Source organism: Streptomyces sp. R818, from assembly GCF_056172735.1.
In genome coordinates this window covers 13555-34582 of record NZ_JAOCNE010000015.1, presented here as the reverse complement: position 1 = coordinate 34582, position 21028 = coordinate 13555, and the positions used below count along the sequence as shown (strand labels likewise).

The window sequence follows — 21028 nt, the reverse complement described above, 5'->3', positions numbered from 1 at the left end:
AGATGGTTCACGTGTCCGCTACGCCCGTGCTGGCGTTGCGCGGGGTCTCCAAGCGATTCGGTGCCGTCCAGGCGCTCACCGACGTAGAGCTTGAGGTCCACGCCGGTGAGGTGGTCGCCCTGGTCGGCGACAACGGTGCCGGAAAGTCCACCCTGGTCAAGACGATCGCCGGGGTGCACCCGATCGACGAGGGCCGCATCGAGTGGGACGGCAAGGCCGTCGCGGTCAACAAGCCCCACGACGCCCAGAACCTGGGCATCGCGACCGTCTACCAGGACCTCGCGCTCTGCGACAACATCGATGTCGTCGGCAACCTGTTCCTGGGCCGCGAGATCAAGCGCCGCGGCGTCCTCGACGAGATCGAGATGGAGCGCCGCTCGCGCGAGCTCCTGGAGACCCTCTCGATCCGCATCCCGAGCGTGCGCATCCCGATCGCCTCCCTCTCCGGCGGTCAGCGCCAGGTGGTGGCCATCGCCCGCTCCATGCTCGGCGAGCCCAAGCTGGTCATCCTCGACGAGCCGACCGCCGCCCTCGGCGTCGAGCAGACCGCCCAGGTCCTCGACCTCGTCGAGCGCCTTCGCGAGCGCGGCCACGCGGTCATCCTCATCAGCCACAACATGGCCGATGTGAAGGCCGTCGCCGACAAGGTCGCCGTGCTGCGGCTCGGCCGCAACAACGGCGTGTTCGAGGTCAAGACGACCTCGCAGGAAGAGATCATCTCCGCCATCACCGGCGCCACGGACAACGCCGTGACCCGTCGTGCGGCGCGCAATAACGCGGAGGCTCAGAAGTGAGCATCGACAAGACCACCAAGGTCACCAAGGCCCCCGTGGACGCCGCCCCCGCGGCGGCCGGCGCCACCGTGGCCGCCGTCGACCCCCGCCTCCTCGTGCGCGAGCAGGGCTTCGCGGGGTACGTCGGCGAGTTCAAGCGCAAGCTGCGCGGCGGTGACCTCGGCGCGATACCCGTCGTCATCGGCCTCATCGTCATCTGCGTCATCTTCCAGAGCCTGAACTCGGCGTTCCTGGGCGCGCAGAACCTGAACAACATCTTCGTCGCCATGGTCGCGACGGGCATGATGTCGGTCGGCATCATCTTCGTGCTGCTGCTCGGCGAGATCGACCTGTCGGTCGGCTCCGTCTCCGGTGTCTCCTCGGCGATCATGGCCGTGATGAGCGTCACCCACGGGGTCAACGAGTGGCTGGCCGTGCTCACCGCCCTCGCGGCCGGTGCCGTCATCGGCGCCATCCACGGCTTCTTCTTCGCCCGGATCGGCGCCCCCGCGTTCGCCGTGACGCTGGCGGGCCTGCTGTTCTGGAACGGCTTCATGCTCCAGGTGCTCGGCTCCAACGGCACGATCAACATCGACAGCGAAGGCGTCGTCGGCAACCTCACGAACTACTACTTCTCCGACGTCGCCGCCGCCTACGGGCTTGCCGTCGTCGCGGTCGCCGGGTACTTCGTGCCGACGTTCCTCTCCAACCGCCGCCGCGAGGCCGCGGGCATCCCGTCCCGGCCGCTCAGCGACATCGTCCTGCGCACGGTGCTGCTCGCCATCGCCGCGTTCGGTGTGGCGATCATCTTCAACCAGTACAAGGGCCTGCCGCTCGCGGTGCTGCTCTTCGCGATCGTCCTGGTCGGCTCCGACTTCGTGCTGCGCCGCACCTCCTACGGCCGCAAGGTCTTCGCGCTCGGCGGCAGCGTCGAGGCGTCGCGCCGTGCCGGTATCAACGTCACCGCCGTGCGGATCTCCGTCTTCGCCATCGCGGGCCTCTTCGCCTCGGTCGGCGGCCTCTTCTGGGCCTCCAAGATCGCGGCGGCCAACCAGAGCGCCGGCGCCGGCGACCTCCTGATGAACGTCATCGCCGCGGCCGTCATCGGCGGCACCAGCCTCTTCGGTGGCCGGGGCCGCACCTGGAACGCGCTGCTCGGTGTGCTCGTCATCACCTCGATCCAGTACGGCCTGGCCCTCCAGGGCATCGAGACCCCGATCCAGTACATGATCACCGGTGGTGTGCTCCTCGCCACGGTCGTCATCGACTCGATCAGCCGCAAGACCCAGAAGTCGGCCGGCCGCGCCTGACCGCTTCCGGTCCGTTTCACCCGGTTCACCAGGGCTGACAGCGCCCGGCGTCAAGGACGACGCCGGGCGCTGTCCTGTGCGCGGGGGCGCCGGTCGGCGCAACGTGCCGCGGTGAACGCCCGGCCCGCCCGCCAGGATCGGGAGCGGAACATTAGACTCGACAAGCCCGGCAAACTCGAACAGCTCAACCAGCTACTCACAGCTCTATCGCAAGGAGGCACGGGTGCCGCTGCTGACCCGCATCACGGGACCGCGCGATCTGGACCGGCTCAGCCTGGAGCAGCTGGACCAGCTGGCAGGAGAGATCCGGACCTTCCTCGTCGACGCGGTTTCCAAGACCGGCGGCCACCTCGGCCCCAACCTCGGCGTGGTCGAGCTGACCATCGCCCTGCACCGCGTCTTCGAGTCCCCGAAGGACAAGGTGCTGTGGGACACCGGCCACCAGTCCTACGTGCACAAGCTGCTCACCGGACGCCAGGACTTCTCCAAGCTCAAGATGAAGGGCGGCCTCTCCGGCTACCCCTCGCAGGCCGAGTCCGAGCACGACGTCATCGAGAACAGCCACGCCTCCACCGTCCTCGGCTGGGCCGACGGCTTCGCCAAGGCCAACGAGGTCCGCGGCACGGACGACCACGTCGTCGCGGTCATCGGTGACGGCGCCCTCACCGGCGGCATGGCCTGGGAGGCGCTGAACAACATCGCCGCCGCCAAGGACCGCCCGCTGGTCATCGTGGTGAACGACAACGAGCGCTCCTACGCGCCCACCATCGGCGGCCTCGCCAACCACCTGGCCACCCTGCGCACCACCGACGGCTACGAGCGGTTCCTCGCCCGCGGCAAGGACCTCCTGGAGCGCACCCCGGTCGTCGGCCGCCCGCTCTACGAGACCCTGCACGGCGCCAAGAAGGGCCTCAAGGACTTCATCGCCCCGCAGGGCATGTTCGAGGACCTCGGCCTGAAGTACGTGGGCCCGATCGACGGCCACGACATCGAGGCCCTGGAGTCGGCGCTGACCCGCGCCAAGCGCTTCGGCGGCCCCGTCATCGTGCACTGCCTCACCGAGAAGGGCCGCGGCTACACGCCCGCCCTCCAGGACGAGGCGGACCGTTTCCACGGCATCGGCCCCATCCACCCCGACACCGGCCTGCCCATCAAGGCGTCCGGCGCCGACTGGACCTCCGTCTTCGGCGACGAGATGGTCAAGCTCGGCGAGGAGCGCGAGGACATCGTCGCCATCACGGCGGCCATGCTCCAGCCGGTCGGCCTGAAGAAGTTCGCGGACAAGTTCCCCGAGCGGGTCTACGACGTCGGCATCGCCGAGCAGCACGGCGCGACCAGCGCGGCCGGCCTCGCCGCCGGTGGCCTGCACCCCGTCTTCGCCGTCTACGCGACGTTCCTCAACCGCGCCTTCGACCAGCTCCTGATGGACGTGGCCCTGCACAAGTGCGGCGTCACCTTCGTCCTGGACCGGGCCGGCGTCACCGGCACCGACGGCGCCTCGCACAACGGCATGTGGGACATGTCGATCCTCCAGGTCGTCCCCGACCTCCGGATCGCCGCGCCGCGCGACGCCGACCAGCTCCGCGCCCAGCTCCGCGAGGCCGTCCAGGTCGACGACGCGCCGACCGTCGTGCGGTACTCCAAGGGCGCGGTCGGGCCCGCCGTCGAGGCCGTCTCCACGGTCGGGGGCATGGACGTCCTGCGCGAGCCCGGCAGCGACCGGCCCGACGTGCTGCTCGTCTCCGTCGGCGCGCTCGCCCCGATGTGCCTGGAGATCGCCGGTCTGCTCGACAAGCAGGGCATCACGACGACCGTCGTCGACCCGCGCTGGGTCAAGCCGGTCGACGAGGCGATGGCGCCGCTGGCCGAGCGGCACCGTGTCGTCGTGACCGTCGAGGACAACTCCCGCGTCGGTGGTGTCGGCTCGACCATCGCGCAGGCGCTGCGGGACGCGGGGGTCGACGTGCCGCTGCGGGACTTCGGCATCCCGCCGCGGTTCCTCGACCACGCCTCTCGCAAGGAGGTCATGGCGGAGATCGGGCTCACCGCGCCTGACATCGCCCGTCAGGTGACCGGCCTCGTGTCCAAGCTGGACGGCCGTATGGAGCGGGACCGCTCCGCTGAGGGGGCCATGGAGCCTGCTCGGGACTGAGCGCGTCCTCACGGGGCTCTGCCCCGGACCCCGCTCCTCAATCGCCGGAGGGGCTTTATGTGGGCCGGAGGGGCTTGACAGGGGGCTTGATGTGGGCCGGACTCACCCAATGGGGGGTCCGGCCCCGCGCTCTTTCGCGTGAACACACAGGACTGATCAGTCGGTCGGCGGTTACTTGTCCGAATCATGTCGGGGACGACAGGACGACGGAGGTAGCCGGTGACCACCAGGCCAGACGCGCCACGCGCACGCAGTGGGCTGTTCAGAACGAAGTCCATCGAACAGTCCATCCAGGACACCGAGGAGCCCGAGCACAAGCTCAACAAATCGCTGTCCGCCCTCGACCTCACGGTCTTCGGTGTCGGCGTCGTCATCGGCGCCGGCATCTTCGTCACCACCGGCACGGTCGCCAAGGACTACGCGGGCCCGGCCGTCGCCCTCGCCTTCGTCGTCGCGGGCATCGTCTGCGCGCTCGCCGCGCTCTGCTACGCCGAGTTCGCCTCCACCGTCCCGGTGGCCGGGTCCGCGTACACCTTCGCCTATGCCTCGCTCGGCGAGTTCGTCGCCTGGATCATCGGCTGGGACCTCGTCCTGGAGCTGGCGCTCGGCGCCGCCACCGTCGCCGTCGGCTGGGCGGGCTACGTCCAGTCGCTCCTGGACAGCTGGGGCATCCCGCTGCCCGGCTTCCTCGTCGGCCCGCAGGACGGGAAGTTCGGCTTCAACATCGCCGCCGCGCTGCTCATCCTCGTCATGACCGGCGTCCTGGTGGTGGGCGTCAAGCTCTCCGCGCACGTCACGTCGTTCGTCGTCGCCGTCAAGGTGCTCGTCGTCCTGATCATCATCGCGGTCGGCAGCTTCCACATCGTCGGCGCCAACTACAAGCCGTTCATCCCGCCGAAGGAGGAGGTCGCGGGCGGCTCGGGGCTCAGCGCGACGCTGCTCGAATCGATCTTCGGCTACACCCCGTCCGCCTTCGGGATCATGGGCATCTTCACCGCCGCCGCCATCGTCTTCTTCGCGTACATCGGCTTCGACGTCGTCGCCACCGCCGCCGAGGAGACCATCGACCCGGCCAAGGACGTGCCGCGCGGCATCATCGGCTCGCTTGCCATCTGCACCGCCCTGTACGTGGGCGTCTCCATCGTCGTCACCGGCATGCAGAAGTACAGCACCCTCAGCGCGGACGCCCCGCTCGCCGACGCGTTCAAGGCCATCGACCAGCCGTTCTGGGCCGGGCTGATCAACTTCGGCGCCATCATCGGCCTCGTGACCGTCGTCATGATCCTGCTGCTCGGCCAGGGCCGCGTCTTCTTCGCCATGAGCCGCGACGGGCTCCTGCCGAAGGTCTTCAGCGACGTCCACCCGAAGTTCCGCACGCCCTACCGCTCGACGGTCATCCTCGGCGTCGCCTCCGCGCTGCTCGCCGGGTTCGTCTCCCTCGAAGAGCTGTCGAAGCTGGTCAACATCGGCACGCTCTTCGCCTTCGTCGTGGTCGCCCTCGGCGTGATCATCCTCCGGCGCACCCGCCCCGACCTGCACCGCAACTTCCGCGCGCCGTGGGTGCCCCTGCTGCCCGTCGCCTCGGTCGCCGCGTCCGTGTGGCTGATGCTGAACCTTTCCGTGGAGACCTGGCTGCGCTTCCTCGCCTGGATGGTGCTCGGCCTGATCATCTACTTCGTGTACGGCCGCACGCACAGCAGGCTGGGCGCCGGCACCGCGAAGTGACCTTCGACCGACCGAGAAGCTCCGTGCTCACCGAGGCGCGGGTCCCGCCACCGTCCGTGGCAGGGGCCCGCGCCTCCGGTCACTGGCGGCGGCTCGCCCCGCTGCTCGCCCTCCTCGCCGCCGTCACCCGCCTCCCGTCCTTCGCCCACCCCCTGTGGAACCCCGACGAGGGCTTCCTCGCCGTGCAGGCCCGCCTCCTCGCGGACGGCGGCGCGCTCTACGAGACGGTCGTCGACCGCAAACCCCCGCTCGTGCCGTGGCTCTACGAGGCCGTGTTCGCGGTCTCCGGCTCCGGCTCGCTCACCTGGGTGCGGATCTGCGCGGTCGTGGCCCAGTTCGCCACCGCCGTACTGCTCGCGTCCCTGGCGCGCCGCCGCTGGGGCGACGCCGCCGGGCGCACGGCGGGCGTGCTGTATCTGCTGATCTCCATCGGGCTCAACCCGGAGGACGCGCAGGCGGCGACGTTCGAGGTGTTCATGCTGCCGTGCACGGCGGCGGCGGTGTGGTGCGCCGACCGGCGCCGATGGGGCCTCGCCGGTACCGCCGTGGCCTGTGCCTTCCTGACGAAGCAGACCGGGGGAGCGGTGCTCGTGCCGGTCGCCTGGATGCTGTGGAGGTGCGGTGCGCCGCGCGCGGGCGTGCTGCGCTGCGCGGCGGGAGCGGCGCTGCCGGTCCTCGCGGCCGCGCTGGTGACGAACCCGGCGGGTTTCCTGTTCTGGACGGTCACGGGCTCGGGCTCGTACGCCACGTTCACCGGCTCGGAGCTGCACGCCCTCGGCCGGGGTCTGGCCAACGCGGCGATCCTGGGGGTGGCGTGCGCGGGGTTCCTGCCGGTGCTCGTCCGGACCCGGCTCAAGGGCTGCGCGGAGCTGTGGCTCTGGCTGGCGGCGTCGGCCGGGGCGGTGCTCTGCGGATTCCACTTCTTCGGCCACTACTACCTGCAGCTGACCCCCGCGCTGGCCCTTCTCGCCACGGCGGCCCTGCACACCCTGCCCGCCGCACGCCGCGCCAGGGCGATGCTGGCGTGCGCGTGCTGCTGCGTCCTGTTCCTGACCTGGGGCGCGCTGGCCCCCCGCCCCGAACTCGCGCACGCCCAGCGGCTGGCGCAGGAGGTCCGTGCCCGTTCGGCGCCGGACGACCCGGTGCTGATCTGGGGCATACACCCGGAGACGTACTGGCTGTCCGGCCGCGCCCCCGCGACCCGCTATCTGACGGCGGGCCTCCTGACCAACTACAGCGGGGGCAGGGACGGGGCGCGCGTGGGCGCGAAGTACGCCGTGGAGGGCGCCTGGACGGCCTTCCGCCGCGAGTTCACCACCCGCCCGCCCCGCCTGGTCGTCGACGACTCCCGGGGCGCCCCGTACGCCCCTCAACGCGTCCGTCCCCTGCACGGCCTCCTCGCGCCGTACGAGGTGGCGGGGGAGGTGGACGGGGCGGTGGTGTACGTGCGGCGGGGGTGAGGGGCGGGCGGTACCCGGAGGGCCGGGCCCGTTACGGGTACACCGTGCGCGGGCCCGCGCACCGGGCGCCCGTCTCCTCCACCCTGCGGCGCAGCTCCCGGTCGGCGGTGACGACCACGCAGGGGCCCGTCGCTGCCGCCGCCACCGCCACGATGTGGTCGTCGCCCTCGCCGGGAGCCTCCTCGATCCGGACCCCGGGGACCGGCTCGACGCCCCGGGCCCGGCCCTCGACGACCAGGACGATCTCCTCGTCCGGATGTTCCCGCGCGTGGAGCGCGAGGCGGTCCCGGAGGCGTACGGCGGCGGCGCGGCGGTCGCGCCACCAGCCGTCGGGAACGGAGCCGACGACGTTCGCGCCGTCCACCACCAGCACGGTCCTCGTCATGGGCGCCCGCCTCTCCGCCACAGATCCGTGACCCGGCCGACGGCCGCGACGACCCGCGCCGACCGCCGTTCGTCCGTGCGGACGCTGTTGCTCACCTCGATGTGCAGGAACGGTACGTGTTCCGCCTCGGCCTTGCGACCCTGCACGTTGGTGCGGCCCGCCAGCGGACAGTCGCGGGCCCACGCGCGGCACACGGAGAACTCGCGCGCGTCGAACGCGTCCGCGAGGAGACGGCCCTCATCGCGGGCGACCGACCCGCGGCCGGTCGACGCCACGATGTCGTGGCGCGGCGCCGAGCCGTCGGCGAAGCCGTGCAGTTGCACAGCGGGCAGGCCGCGCTCGGCCAAGGCGGCGCACACCGCGTCGAACACGGTGTCGCGGCGATGCGCGACATCGGCCGAGCCGTTCTCGCCGGCGTTGCGATGTGCACCTGCAATCACCATGATCCCGCCTTGGGTGCCGCGCAGGACGCCGACGCCGAGACGTTCGGTATTGCGGTCGGCGACCGGATGCGGAACCTGGACCATCCAGCGCCGGTCCGGCGGCGTGCCGTCCTCGGCGAGGTAGATCCGCCCCCACCCGCGTGGCGCGGCACCGGTGTCCGTGCCGTCGGCGATCTCCGTGTAGCGGCGCCCCGAGACGCTGTCAGTCAGGGTGCGAAGCGTGACATCGACGTCGGACAGGTGTTTCTCGGCACGGGGCCGGTCGCCGTCGAGGAGCAGGGTGACCCCGCGTGCCACGGTCGCGCGGTCGCTGCGGGAGGGTCCGCGGTAACCCGTGCCGGGACCGAAGCGCGCGGTGTGATCCGTCACGCGGGCCATCAGGTCCACCGATGTGCGGTCGTCCGGACGCGAGGTGCGGTCGTCCCCGACGGTGTCCCTGAGGGCGGGGGTCAGCGTCAGCAGCGCGGCCGCGGCGACGGCAACGATCAGTGTTGTTGCAATCGTTATCGTCTTTGTCCGGTTGGTCGTCATAGTTGTATAAAGATAGTCGGGTGATCAAACGTCCCATCAACTCCTCTCGCCGTAGCCGTCTCGGCATGTCCGGCGCCGCACTCGTCACGCTGCTCGCGGGCACCGCGGCGTGCGGCCCGTTCGGCTCGGACGATGACGGCAAGGGCGTTTCCGCCGGACGTTCGTTCACGGTGGCCGCCGCGGGCGACATCCTCATCCATCCGCAGCTCACCGACCAGGCGGCCAAGGACGCGAAGGTGACGGGGAAGGGTGAGGCGGGGCTCGACTTCGATCCGGTCATGGCGGGCATCAAGCCGGTCATCAGCAAGGCGGACCTGGCCATCTGTCATTTCGAACCGGTGACGTCGGGCAGCACGAAAGGTCCGTTCGAAAGTTTCCCCGCGTTCATCGTGCCGCCACAGATCACGACCACGATCAAGAACATCGGCTACGACACCTGCTCCACCGCGTCCAACCACACCCTCGACCACGGGGCCACGGGTGTCACCAACACCTTGAACGCCCTCGACAAGGCCGGAGTCAAGCACACGGGCTCGGCACGCAGTGCCGGGGAGGCGGCGAAACCGAACATTCTCGATGTCAAGGGCGTGAAGGTCGCCCAGCTCTCCTTCGCGGGCGGCTTCAACGGCCACGAGATCCCCGCGAGCAAGCCGTGGCTGGTCAACCAGACGTCGGTGAAGGCCATCAAGGCGGCCGAGTCGCGGGCCCGCAAGGCAGGTGCCGAGGTCGTCATCCTGAGCATCCACTGGGGGCGCGAGCACCAGCCGACGCCCAACGCGGTGCAGCTCGACCTGGCCCGGCGCATCGCCGAGCAGACCGGTGTGAACCTGGTCATCGGCCACCATGCCCATGTGGTGCAGCCGATGGAGGAGATCGGCGACACCTGGGTCGCGTACGGTCTGGGCAACCAGATCGCCCGGCACGAAGTGCCCAGCGGCCTTTCCGAGGAAGGCGTCACCGGCTGGTTCGAGTTCACCGAACGAGGCGGCACCTGGGACGTCCGGGCCAAGTACGAGCCCACGTTCATCGACATCCCGCCGGATCCGGACGCGGACGGCGCCGTGCCCGAAGGGGCCGTCAAGGATCACCGCCTGGTCGACGTGGCCGCGGCCCTGCGTGACGGCGACGGCCTGAGCGCGCAGCAGCGGGCCCGCTACCGCCTCGCGTTCGAGCGCACCGAGGGCACGCTGCTCAACCGCGGCGCCGGTGAGGACGGTCTCGAGCCGCTGAACCGGCTGCCGTAGCGCACCGGACGTTTCCGGAATGCACGTCGCAAACCATGACGTGCATCACAATCTGCTGCTTTTTCACAACCTTTCAGGCCCTGCCCTGGTCGTGAGTGATCGGGTCGCACACATGTGCCTGACGCGCTCCCCTGTGCGGCGCTCCAGGGCGGGATGTACGCACTCCGCCAGGCACATCCACCACTCCAGGAGAGGAGCCCCCGTTGGCCGCTTCCAAGGTGAAGCGACGGCACAAGGTCCGCAAAAGGGCCGACATGTCCCTGCTCGGCGGTATCCGGCCGCCCATCGCACTGCTGTCGGTCCTGCTGCTCGGTCTGGCCGGTGTCACCGCCCTCACCATCGGGCGGTCCGCCGACGGGCCTGTGCCCAAGGCGGTGCTCCAGTCCCAGCAGCACTTCGCGGAGGACGGCGCCGTCGCTCTGCGTGCGTCGCTCGACGAGTCCATCACCGACCTCAACCGGACGGCCAGTCTGTTCAGCGCGGGCCGGCCGGTCAGCGCCGACACCGTCCTCGACAAGGTCGGCAACGTCTACCAGAAGTGGCGCGGCTCCGCCGTCATCGAGATCAAGTCGGGCAAGATGCTCGCCGCCCGCGGTGAGAACGTGCCGGTCACCGCGATCGACCGGAGCAAGCTCTCCGCCGACGACGGGCTGCGGCCCCGCCTGATCCGCCTGGAGAACGGCGAGACCCGGCTGCTCACTCTGGCCCTGCTCTCCTGGGAGGGCCGCCCGCAGCAACTCCTGGTCACGACCAGCAGCCTGAAGTTCCCGGGCGTCAGCCTGGGCAAGTTCCGGGCCATCGCCGTCGTCGACGCCGAGGGCACCGTGCTCAGCAGCGACGGCATCCTCGCCCCCGAACAGATCCTCTCGGACACCGTGAAGGAGGCGTCCGCCGCCTCCCGCAAGCAGCTCGACGACTTCGCGAAGACGGCCGCGCGAAAGGCCTCCCGCGAACCCTCCACGACCAAGGAACCCGGTTCGGGCGGGTACCTCGGTGTCAGCGGCTCGCTGCTCGGCGACACCGTGCAGGGCGACCGGGCCCTGGCCGGTTACGCCTCCCTCACCGGCCCCGAGCCCGGCGAGTTCACCCGGGCGAGCGAGCTCGGGCTGACCGTCGTCACCCTGGTCCACGTCACCGACGACGCCACGCACATCGCCTCGCTCGCGTTCGGCCTGCTCGCCGCGGGCGCCCTGCTCCTCATCGGCGCGCTCACCGTCGCGCTGCTCCTGGGCACCGTGCAGCGCCCGCTGATCCGGCTGTTCCTCGAGAGCCGCCGCCTCACCCGCGGTGATCTGACCCGGCCGGTGTCCGCGCCCCGCTACGGCGAGGGCGCCCGCATCGGCAACGCCCTGGAACGGCTGCGCCGCCAGCTGACCGGTGAGAGCGACGAGGTGCGGCCCGTCCGTGGCCGCCTCGGCGCCCGGGTGCTCGTCGCGGTCAGCGGCGCGCTGCTCCTCGTGTGGTGCGTGCCGCTGGTCCTCTTCCTCAACCGGGCCGGCGACGACGTCGCCGTTCCGCAGCAGATGGTCAGCGACCAGCGCGAGCGCACCGACACCCTCACCGACCGGGTCCGCCGCGCCCTCAACGAGGGGCACGCCGACCTCGCCGCCGTCGGCACCCTGATCGGCGACCGCACCGGCCCCGAGCAGATCACCGAGGTCCTCAAGCGGACCATGACCGAACACCCCCGCTACGACGCGCTGTACGTCCTCGGCGCACACGGCGAGATCGTCGCCAAGGCGGGCGGCGACGTCCACAGCCCCACGGGCAAGGGCCCCTCCGACAAGCCGCTGCGCGTCCTCGACGACTCCGGCAAGAAGCCGGTGGTGATCGGCACCGCCGAGATCCCGGGCCGCGACGGCGCCGCCGTCGTCGGCGAGTTCCGCATCGACTTCCTCAACTCGCTCGTCAAGCGGCCGGGCCTCGGGACCGTCCGGGTCGTCGACGCCGACCGCCGGGTGATCGCGGGCAATTCCGGCTACCGCGAGTTCCAGAAGCTGCCCTCCCGGATCGACGAGCTGGCCGACGCCACCAACCAGAAGGTCGGCATGGCCGCCAAGCCCAGCGGCGTCCTGTACCGCGCCGGCGGCGACAACCAGATCGCCGCGGCCGCCCCGTTCGTCGGCGGCGGCGCCGCCAAGGAGCTGGGCTGGACCGTCGTGAGCTGGCAGCCCGCCTCCGGCCTCGCCATCCCCGAGTACCAGTACCAGAACCGCACCGTCCTCGCGGGGCTGCTCGGCATCACCGCGGCGGCGGCCTGCCTCGGCTGGCTGCACATCATCGTCGTCCGCCCGCTGCGTGAGCTGGCGGACCGGGCCGAGCGGCTGGCCGACGGCGACCGCAAGTCGGTCCTTTACCCCCGCCACCACGACGAGGTCGGAGCGGTCACCCGCAGTCTCGAACTCGTCCGGCAGCAGCTCCAGGACAGGCAGCAACAGCAGCGACGGCAGGGCGGCCCGCGCACGTCCGCCGGCACCGGAAGGAACTAGGACCGACCCGTGCTCTTCCTCTACACCGTGCTCGTGGCGGGCGGAGTCATCCTGGCGATCGCCGGAGTGATCGAACAGCGACGCCACTTCGTCAACCTCGAACACATACCCACCCGCGTGCTCGTCAACGGCATCCGCGGCAAGTCGTCCATCACCCGCCTGTGCGCGGGCGCCCTGCGCGGCGGGAACCTGACGACGGTCGCCAAGACCACCGGCACCGCGGCCCGCTTCATCCACCCCGACGCCACGGAGGAGCCGGTCTACCGCAAGTTCGGCATCGCCAACGTCGTCGAGCAGATCGGCATCGTGCGCCGGGCCGCCGCGTACAACCCGGACGCCCTCGTCATCGAGTGCATGGCGGTCATGCCGGCGCTCCAGGAGATCAACCAGTCCAAGCTGATCCGCTCCACGATCGGCGTCCTGTGCAACGTCCGCGAGGACCACCTCGCCGAGATGGGCCCCACCCTCGACGACGTCGCGCGCTCGCTGTGCCGCTCGATGCCGCAGGACGGCATCTGCGTCACGGCCGAGGTGGAGCGTTTCCACATCCTCCAGGAGGAGGCGGACGCGCGGAACTGCAAGCTGGTCTACGCCGACCCCGAGATGGTCAGCGACGAGGAACTGCGCGGCTTCAGCTGGTTCACCTTCAAGGAGAACGTCGCCATCGCCCTCGTCGTCGCCGACCTCCTCGGCGTCGACCGGGACACCGCCCTGCAGGGCATGTACGACGCTCCGCCGGACCCGGGTGTCCTCTCCGTCGAGCGATACGTGACCCCCGACGACAAGAAGCTCCGCTTCGCCAACGTCTTCGCGGCCAACGACCCCGAGTCGACGCTGATGAACATCAACCAGCTCCTCGACCTGGGCGCCATCCACCGCCCGCTCAACGTCGTCATCAACTGCCGCCCCGACCGCGTCGAGCGCAACGGCCAGATGGGCGAGATCATCCCCGAGCTCGACCCCGAGCACGTCTTCGTCATCGGGCACCCCGCCAAGTCCGCGATCGACGCGATCCCCGCCGCCTACCGCGACCGGGCCGTCGACCTCGGCGGCGACCGCCGCGACCCCGAGGAGTTCATGGGGCAGCTCCTCGGCCGCCTCGGTCCGGACTCCTCCCTCGTCGCCATCGGCAACATCCACGGCCAGGGCGAGCACCTCCTGGAGTACCTCGCCGAACTGCCGGCCGACGAGACGCCCGACGAGGCACCGGCCGAGACGTCCGCCGCCGTGTCCGTCGAACCGCCCCGGCACGCGGAGACGCTCCAGCTGTACGCCCCGCACATCGACCCGTACCAGCAGTACTCGCCCGCGTTCGAGACGCGGTACGCGACGCCGCCCGCCGTGCCCGATCAGCGCGACGCGCACCAGCCGTACCCGGAGCGGCAGCACCGCGAACCGGCCGCCCCGCGCGGCCTGTTCGAGCCCGTCGTCCCCCCGACCACCCCTGCCGACGACCTCGGGCAGTGGCACGATCCAGCAGGAGAGCAGCACCGTTGATCCCCTCCGTCCTCACCCCCGAGATCGCCGCGGTGGGTATCGCCATCGGGCTGATGTTCTCCCTGGTCTGCTACCTGACCACGAACCTGTCGCCGGGCGGCATGATCACGCCCGGCTGGCTTGCCCTCACCCTCGTCGAGGACCTGCAGCGCGCGGCCATGGTCGTCGGCGTCACGGTCCTGACCTACGCGGGCACGCTCCTGCTGCAGAAGTACGTGATCCTCTACGGCAAGCGGCTCTTCGCGGCGGTCGTACTGCTCGGCGTCAGCCTCCAGGGCACGGTCATGATCGTGCTGTCCCTGGAGTTCCCGCTGATGTACGCGAACCAGACGCTCGGCTTCATCGTGCCCGGCCTGATCGCGTACCAGCTCGTCCGTCAGCCCAAGGGCCCCACTCTGCTCGCGACCGGCTCGGTGACCCTCATGGCGTACGTGGTGCTGACCGCCGCGATCCTTCTCGGCTTCATGCCGTCCGTCTGACCGCCGACCATCCGACCGGAGCTGATTTCTCGTGCCTCCCAAGAAGAAGCGCCCTGTCCTGCACGCCGTCACCGTGCTCGCCCTGCTCGGCGCCAGCGGCTACCTCACCGTGGAACTGAAGAAGGACGAGCAGGAGAAGGCGCCCGCGGTGCAGGCCGTCACCGACTCGCCCCTCCTCGAGTCCAGCAGCGGGCAGAAGGGGGGCGCGCAGACCTGGGAACGGCTGAAGAGCCCCGAGCGCTCCGTGCTGCGGGGCGAGAGCGGCCAGGTGCTGGCCACGTTCACCGACGGCGCCCGCACCGCCACGCTCAAGGGCCCCTCGCGCACCTTCAGCGAGCCCGCCAACACCAAGTCCCGTGTCGTCACCGAGGACTGGGTGCGCCTCATGCCCGAGGCGTGGCGCAAGGGCGCCGAGAAGGAGAAGTGGTTCAAGGACTGGTTCAAGGAGTTCTACGGCAGCGAGGAGGACGACATCTTCGCGTACGCCTTCCAGTACGCGGAGGGCGCGCCCGCCAAGAAGGACGACGAGGGGATCCAGTACGCGGGCGACGCCTTCTTCGGGCCGTTCAAGGAGGACGGCGTCGACCGACTCGAGCAGAACGACTTCTACGACTACCTGGGCACCCCCTACACCTTCCGCGACGGCACCACCCTCCAGGCGCACCAGGAGCGCTTCCGCTCGCTGGACTGCTCGGGCTTCATGCGCATGGTGTTCGGCTACCGGGCCCGCTTTCCGCTGGCCGCGACCAACAGTGTGGGCGACGGCCTGGCGCGAACCGCGGACGGCATGGCCCGCTCCAAGGTCGGCGTCGACGTCATCAAGCTGCAGGGCGCGTCGCCCTGGTACGAGCGCCCGGCCAACATCGACGTGCTGCAACCCGGTGACCTGCTGTTCTTCAAGATGGACCACCGCACGGGCAACCACCTGGACCACGTGGCCCTCTACCTGGGCCTCGACGGTGACGGCCACCGCGTCTTCATCTCCAGCCGCAAGGAGGTGAACGGTCCCACGATGGGTGACAAGGGCGGTACGTCGCGGATCGACGGCAACGGCTTCTACGCGGGGCTGTTCCGCAGCGCCAAGCGCCTGTGACCGTACGGGGCGGTCATCGGACATGATCCGCCCCCTTTACAGTGGAACCGTGAACGGTGACTGGCTGATACGCGGACGCGACGGCGGGCTCTGCGCCTACGCGTTCACCCCCGACGGCGACGCGGTCCAGTGCCGCACCGAACGCGTCCCGGGCGGCGCCTGGAGCGATCCGCGCACGGTCGGCGGCGACCAGCGGCTGCACCCGGTTCTCGCGCTGGCGCAGGCGCGGGCGGGCTACGTGCACCTGGTGTCGTGGCGGCCCACCGTCCCCGGCGAGTCGGGCCTCGTCCACGCCACGCACTTCCAGCCGCACCTCGCCGCGCTCGACTGGGCGTCCATCGGCCACCCGAACCGGACCGGCGACCGCACGGGCCCGCCCGCCGTCGCCGTCGACGCGCAGGGCCGCGCCCATGTCTTCGTCCGCAACCGGGGCGGCGGCGTGAGCATGCGCGCGCAAGCGGAGAAGGGCGGCTGGGGGCCCTGGCGCGACCTCAAGGGCAAGGGCGTACGCGGTGAACTCGCCGCCGTCGCCGGGGAGTCGGGCCTGATCACCCTGTACGCGGCCACCGGCGAATCCGTCCTGCGCTGGCGCCAGGAGAAGCCCGGCGGCAACCCCGTCCTGGACGAGAAGCCGTGTCCGGCGACCGCCCGCCCCGACACCCTGCGCGCCGTGGCGACCTCGCCCGAGCACACCACCCTCTTCTTCACCGACGAGGACGGCGGCCTGTGCGCCTGGCGCGGCGACGACGCTCCCGTACGCCTCGTGGACGCGGCGGGCCCCGGCGCCGTCGCGGCGATCCGCTGCTTGCTGGACGGGGTCGACTGCACCCTGCTCGCGCAGCGCGCCGACAGCGGCCGTGTCGCCTTCGCCGCGTACCCCACGGAGACGGAGTCGGCCGGCGCCTGGTGGGCGGAGTCGGGCCCCGCCCTGCCCTCCGACGCCCGGATCGCCCTGGCGAAGGACGCGACGGACCGCGTGGTCGCCGCGACCTACGTCCCCGGCAACCCGCCCCGCATGCACCTCACCCGCCGCAAGGACGAGCCGGGCCTGGCCCTGGAGGCGTGGCGCGGGGTCGGCTAGAACGCCGCAAGGGGCGCGGGGAACTGCGCGACCGGCCCCAACCGGTCCGCAGTCGCCCCACGCCCCTCAGGCATGCAGGACGGTGCGTACGCCCTTAGGCGGGCACGCTGGCAACCCCGGCATCGAGGAACCGCTTGCCGTTGACCCGCTCCGAGACACCCTCCCGGTCCAGGTACGGAGTGATCCCGCCCAGGTGGAAGGGCCAGCCCGCGCCCGTGATCAGGCACAGGTCGATGTCCTGCGCCTCGGCGACGACGCCCTCGTCGAGCATGAGCCCGATCTCCTGGGCGACGGCGTCGAGCACGCGGTCGCGGACCTGCTCCTCGGTGAGGACGACATCGCCCTGCTTGAGCAGCGCGGCGACCTCGGGGTCCAGCTCCGGCTTCCCGGAGTCGTACACGTAGAAGCCGCGCTTGCCCGCCTTGACGACGGCCGCGAGGTTCGGGGAGACGGTGAAGCGCTCCGGGAAGGCGCGGTTCAGGGTCTCGGAGACGTGCAGACCGATCGCCGGGCCGACCAGCTCAAGGAGGACCAGCGGCGACATCGGCAGGCCGAGCGGCTCGACGGCCTTCTCGGCGACCTCGACGGGGGTGCCCTCGTCGATGACGTTCTGGATCTCGCCCATGAAGCGGGTCAGGATGCGGTTCACGACGAACGCCGGGGCGTCCTTGACGAGGACCGCGGTCTTCTTCAGCTTCTTGGCGACGCCGAACGCCGTGGCGAGCGCCGCGTCGTCAGTCTTCTCGCCGCGCACGATCTCCAGGAGCGGGAGGATCGCGACCGGGTTGAAGAAGTGGAAGCCGACGACCCGCTCGGGGTGCTTCAGCTTCGACGCCATCTCGGAGACCGAGAGCGAGGAGGTGTTCGTGGCGAGGATCGCGTGCGCCGGGGCGACCGCCTCGACCTCGGCGAACACCTGCTGCTTGACCCCGATCTCCTCGAAGACGGCCTCGATGATGAAGTCCGCGTCGGCGAAGCCCTCGGCCTTGTCGAGGACGCCGGAGACGAGGCCCTTCAGGCGGTTGGCCTTGTCCTGGTTGACGCGGCCCTTGCCGAGCAGCTTGTCGATCTCGGCGTGGACGTAGCCCACCCCCTTGTCGACGCGCTCCTGGTCGATGTCGGTCAGGACGACCGGCACCTCCAGGCGGCGCAGGAACAGGAGCGCGAGCTGCGAGGCCATCAGGCCCGCGCCCACGACGCCGACCTTCGTGACCGGGCGCGCGAGGCTCTTGTCCGGGGCCCCGGCAGGGCGCTTGGCGCGCTTCTGCACGAGGTTGAACGAGTAGATCCCGGCGCGGAGTTCGCCGCCCATGATGAGGTCCGCGAGGGCCTTGTCCTCGGCGTCGAAACCGGCCTGGAGGTCGCCGCTCTTCGCGGCGGCGATGATCTCCAGGGCGCGGTAGGCGGCCGGGGCCGCGCCGTGCACCTTGGAGTCGGCGATGAACCGGCCGCGCGCGACGGCCTGGTCCCACGCCTCGCCACGGTCGACGTCGGGGCGCTCGACCTTGACGTCGCCCTTCAGGACCTGCGCGGTCCAGAGCAGCGACTGCTCCAGGAAGTCAGCGCCCTCGAAGATCGCGTCGGCGATGCCGAGGTCGTAGACCTGCACGCCCTTGAGCTGCTTGTTCTGGTTCAGGCTGTTCTCGATGATCACCGAGACGGCCTTGTCGGCGCCGATCAGGTTCGGCAGCAGGGCGCAGCCGCCCCAGCCGGGGACCAGGCCGAGGAAGACCTCGGGGAGGGAGAAGGCGGGGAGCGCCTTCGACACCGTGCGGTACTGGCAGTGCAGGCCGACCTCGACGCCGCCGCCCATCGCCGCGCCGTTGTAGTACGCGAACGTCGGCACGGCCAGGCCCGAGAGGCGCTTGAAGACCTCGTGGCCGCCCTTGCCGATGGCGAGCGCGTCGTCGTGGTTCTTCAGCAGCTCGACGCCCTTGAGGTCGGCGCCGACCGCGAAGATGAACGGCTTGCCGGTGATGCCGACGCCGACGATGTCGCCCGCCTTGGCCTCCGCCTCGACCTGGTCGATCGCGGTGTTCAGGTTCGCGAGCGAGCCCGGGCCGAAGGTGGTCGGCTTGGTGTGGTCGAAGCCGTTGTCCAGGGTGATGAGCGCGAAGCGTCCGGCCCCGTACGGCAGGTCGAGGTGGCGTACGTGCGCCGAGGTGACGACCTCGCCGGGGAACAGCTCGGCCGCGCCCTTCAGGAGCTCAGCGGTGGTGGTGCTCACTTGTCGCCTCCGGCGTCCTTGTGGTGCGGGTTCTCCCAGATCACCGTGGCGCCCATGCCGAAGCCGACGCACATGGTGGTGAGGCCGTAGCGGACCTCCGGCTGCTCCTCGAACTGGCGGGCCAGCTGCGTCATGAGACGGACGCCGGAGGAGGCGAGCGGGTGGCCGTAGGCGATGGCGCCGCCGTACTGGTTGACGCGCGCGTCGTCGTCGGCGATGCCGTAGTGGTCCAGGAAGGCGAGGACCTGGACGGCGAACGCCTCGTTGATCTCGAAGAGGTTGATGTCCTCGATGGACAGGCCCGCCTTGGCGAGCGCCTTCTCCGTGGCCGGGATCGGGCCGTAGCCCATGACCTCCGGCTCGACGCCCGCGAAGGCGTAGGAGACGAGGCGCATCTTGACCGGGAGGTTGTTCTCCCGGGCGAAGTCCTCGGACGCGATGATCGAGGCGGTGGCGCCGTCGTTCAGGCCCGCCGCGTTGCCCGCGGTGACGCGGCCGTGCGTGCGGAACGGCGTCTTCAGGTTCGCCAGGTTCTCCAGCGTCGTGCCCGGGCGCATCGGCTCGTCGGCCGTCACGAGGCCCCAGCCCTGCTCGCCGACCTCGGCGTTGGTGTTGCGCACCGAGATCGGGACCAGGTCCTGCTGGATCTTGCCGTTCGCGTACGCCTTCGCCGCCTTCTCCTGGGAGGCGACGGCGTACTTGTCGGCGCGCTCCTTGGTGATCTGCGGGTAGCGGTCGTGCAGGTTCTCCGCGGTCATGCCCATGAACAGGGCGGACTCGTCGACCAGCTTCTCGGAGACGAACCGCGGGTTCGGGTCGACGCCCTCGCCCATCGGGTGGCGGCCCATGTGCTCGACGCCACCGGCGATCACGGCGTCGTACGCGCCGAACGCGACGGAGCCGGCGGCGGTCGTGACGGCGGTCAGCGCGCCCGCGCACATGCGGTCGATCGAGTAGCCGGGGACCGACTGCGGCAGGCCCGCGAGGATGCCGGCGGTGCGGCCGAGGGTCAGGCCCTGGTCGCCGATCTGCGTGGTCGCGGCGATGGCGACCTCGTCGATCTTGGCGGGGTCGAGGTTCGGGTTGCGCCGCAGCAGCTCCCGGATGGCCTTGACGACGAGGTCGTCGGCGCGGGTCTCGTGGTAGATGCCCTTCGGGCCCGCCTTGCCGAACGGGGTGCGGACGCCGTCGACGAAGACGACGTCCCTGACGGTACGAGGCACGATGGCTCTCCTCCAAGATGCGGGACGGCACTGCCACGGCGCGCGCCTGAGCGCGCGCTCACACCCTCATGCTACTTGCGGGTAACCAGACTGCCCAGCCCCCTCGCCCCAAGCGGCGAACGTCACATCCGCGCCCGCGATCACAGCCGCCATCGGCGCGGAGGAGGAGACGACGTCCCGGACGAAGGCGCGCCGGGTCACGCCGCACCGCCGCAGAGCCGGTCCGTGGTCCGCGGCGACCACCACCGCGGCGCCCGCGAGCAGTGCCCGCCACGCCGTGGTCACCAGGTGCCGGGCGGGTCGCGGGAGGCGGGCGAAGCCCTCCCGGAGCCGTCGGCAGTGGAAGGGGACATGGCGCCGCTCGTCGTCGAGGATGCGCCCGGCGACCTCGGCGAGCAGTGGATCGGGCGCGCCCTCGCGCAGCGCCCTGTAGTACCTGAGCGCCACGACCTCGGCGACCATCAGGACGAGCAGTTCGAGCCGGAGCCCGAGCAGGCGGCGCAGGCGGACGAACGCGGCGTCGCTCCAGTGCGTACCCAGGGTCTCCGCTCCGGCCGCCGCCAGGACGTGCGCGAGCACGCGCGCGTGGTTCTGCTCCTCGGCGACGAAGAGCCGGGCGGCGGCGGTGTACGTCGGATCGCCCGCGCGGGCCGCCTTGGCGAGCAGTTCGCCGCCGTCCCCGTCCTCGCCCACCTGGAACCGCTGCACGCTGCGGACCAGCGCGGCGGGGAGGCGCGCGCCGCGTGACCAGTCCGGGTCGCCTTGCCGGGCGCGGGCGTCGCGGGCCGCCTCGAAGTCCTGGATCCAGTCGCCGTAGCCGGGTGCCGCGCTGGGCCGTCTGTTTTTGAACACGCTCAAGAACATGTTCAGAACCTAGTGAGTTCTGAACATGTTCAACAGCCTGGCGATGTCCGGA

16 protein-coding genes are annotated in these 21028 nt (G+C 70.8%); 11 read left to right on the top strand and 5 right to left on the bottom strand.

Translation table 11 applies throughout. From position 1 onward, the window contains the following. The first annotated feature begins 2 nt into the window (after positions 1-2). The 5 genes from N5I75_RS38260 to N5I75_RS38240 all read left to right on the top strand — a co-directional run bounded on the left by N5I75_RS38260 (position 3) and on the right by N5I75_RS38240 (position 7420). Complete coding sequence (locus N5I75_RS38260; RefSeq protein WP_476685004.1) at positions 3-794, top strand: ATP-binding cassette domain-containing protein; 792 nt, start codon at positions 3-5, stop codon at positions 792-794. After that, entirely contained in the window at positions 791-2083 is a 1293-nt protein-coding gene (locus N5I75_RS38255) for a sugar ABC transporter permease (RefSeq protein WP_394429340.1), read from the top strand. Before N5I75_RS38260 ends, N5I75_RS38255 begins: the two co-directional genes overlap by 4 nt. 223 nt (positions 2084-2306) lie before the next feature. After that, a complete protein-coding gene (dxs, locus tag N5I75_RS38250) occupies positions 2307-4235 on the top strand; it encodes a 1-deoxy-D-xylulose-5-phosphate synthase (RefSeq protein ID WP_476685003.1) in 1929 nt (642 codons plus the stop codon). A 219-nt stretch (positions 4236-4454) separates the two neighbouring features. Continuing rightward, on the top strand, positions 4455-5960 hold the full coding sequence (locus N5I75_RS38245; RefSeq protein WP_476685002.1) for an amino acid permease: 1506 nt from the start codon (positions 4455-4457) through the stop codon (positions 5958-5960). Positions 5961-5983: 23 nt separating this feature from the next. Then, on the top strand, positions 5984-7420 hold the full coding sequence (locus tag N5I75_RS38240; RefSeq protein WP_476685001.1) for a glycosyltransferase family 39 protein: 1437 nt from the start codon (positions 5984-5986) through the stop codon (positions 7418-7420). A gap of 31 nt (positions 7421-7451) precedes the next feature. On the opposite strand, the gene N5I75_RS38235 is transcribed toward N5I75_RS38240, so the two are convergent. Continuing rightward, positions 7452-7805, bottom strand: coding sequence for a PIN domain-containing protein (locus N5I75_RS38235; protein ID WP_476685000.1), 354 nt, complete (start codon positions 7803-7805; stop codon positions 7452-7454). Continuing rightward, positions 7802-8779 (bottom strand): hypothetical protein, encoded by a 978-nt coding sequence (locus tag N5I75_RS38230; protein WP_476684998.1) that lies wholly within the window; start codon positions 8777-8779, stop codon positions 7802-7804. The genes N5I75_RS38235 and N5I75_RS38230 overlap by 4 nt, the downstream gene beginning before the upstream one ends. 65 nt (positions 8780-8844) lie before the next feature. Between N5I75_RS38230 and N5I75_RS38225 the strand changes: the two genes are divergently transcribed. From N5I75_RS38225 to N5I75_RS38200, 6 genes are all read left to right on the top strand, one after another. After that, positions 8845-10023: a CapA family protein gene (locus N5I75_RS38225; RefSeq protein ID WP_476684996.1), complete on the top strand. Its 1179-nt coding sequence runs from the start codon at positions 8845-8847 to the stop codon at positions 10021-10023. A gap of 254 nt (positions 10024-10277) precedes the next feature. Next, positions 10278-12512 (top strand): HAMP domain-containing protein, encoded by a 2235-nt coding sequence (locus tag N5I75_RS38220; RefSeq protein ID WP_476685070.1) that lies wholly within the window; start codon positions 10278-10280, stop codon positions 12510-12512. Positions 12513-12521: 9 nt separating this feature from the next. After that, positions 12522-14009 carry a poly-gamma-glutamate synthase PgsB gene (gene pgsB, locus N5I75_RS38215; RefSeq protein ID WP_476684994.1) on the top strand — a complete coding sequence of 496 codons (1488 nt, stop codon included), beginning with the start codon at positions 12522-12524 and terminating at the stop codon, positions 14007-14009. Continuing rightward, positions 14006-14488, top strand: coding sequence for a poly-gamma-glutamate biosynthesis protein PgsC/CapC (locus N5I75_RS38210; RefSeq protein WP_476684992.1), 483 nt, complete (start codon positions 14006-14008; stop codon positions 14486-14488). Before pgsB ends, N5I75_RS38210 begins: the two co-directional genes overlap by 4 nt. Before the next feature lie 31 nt (positions 14489-14519). Next, on the top strand, positions 14520-15581 hold the full coding sequence (locus tag N5I75_RS38205) for an NlpC/P60 family protein (RefSeq protein WP_476684990.1): 1062 nt from the start codon (positions 14520-14522) through the stop codon (positions 15579-15581). Positions 15582-15630: 49 nt separating this feature from the next. Next, complete coding sequence (locus N5I75_RS38200) at positions 15631-16662, top strand: hypothetical protein (protein WP_476684988.1); 1032 nt, start codon at positions 15631-15633, stop codon at positions 16660-16662. 94 nt (positions 16663-16756) lie between these two features. On the opposite strand, the gene N5I75_RS38195 is transcribed toward N5I75_RS38200, so the two are convergent. From N5I75_RS38195 to N5I75_RS38185, 3 genes are all read right to left on the bottom strand, one after another. Beyond that, complete coding sequence (locus N5I75_RS38195) at positions 16757-18889, bottom strand: 3-hydroxyacyl-CoA dehydrogenase NAD-binding domain-containing protein (protein WP_476684986.1); 2133 nt, start codon at positions 18887-18889, stop codon at positions 16757-16759. Further along, positions 18886-20112, bottom strand: a complete 1227-nt coding sequence (locus N5I75_RS38190; protein ID WP_476684984.1) for a thiolase family protein — start codon at positions 20110-20112, stop codon at positions 18886-18888. The genes N5I75_RS38195 and N5I75_RS38190 overlap by 4 nt, the downstream gene beginning before the upstream one ends. 66 nt (positions 20113-20178) lie before the next feature. Further along, positions 20179-20964: a ferritin-like domain-containing protein gene (locus N5I75_RS38185; RefSeq protein ID WP_476684982.1), complete on the bottom strand. Its 786-nt coding sequence runs from the start codon at positions 20962-20964 to the stop codon at positions 20179-20181. Between the last annotated feature and the right edge of the window lie 64 nt (positions 20965-21028).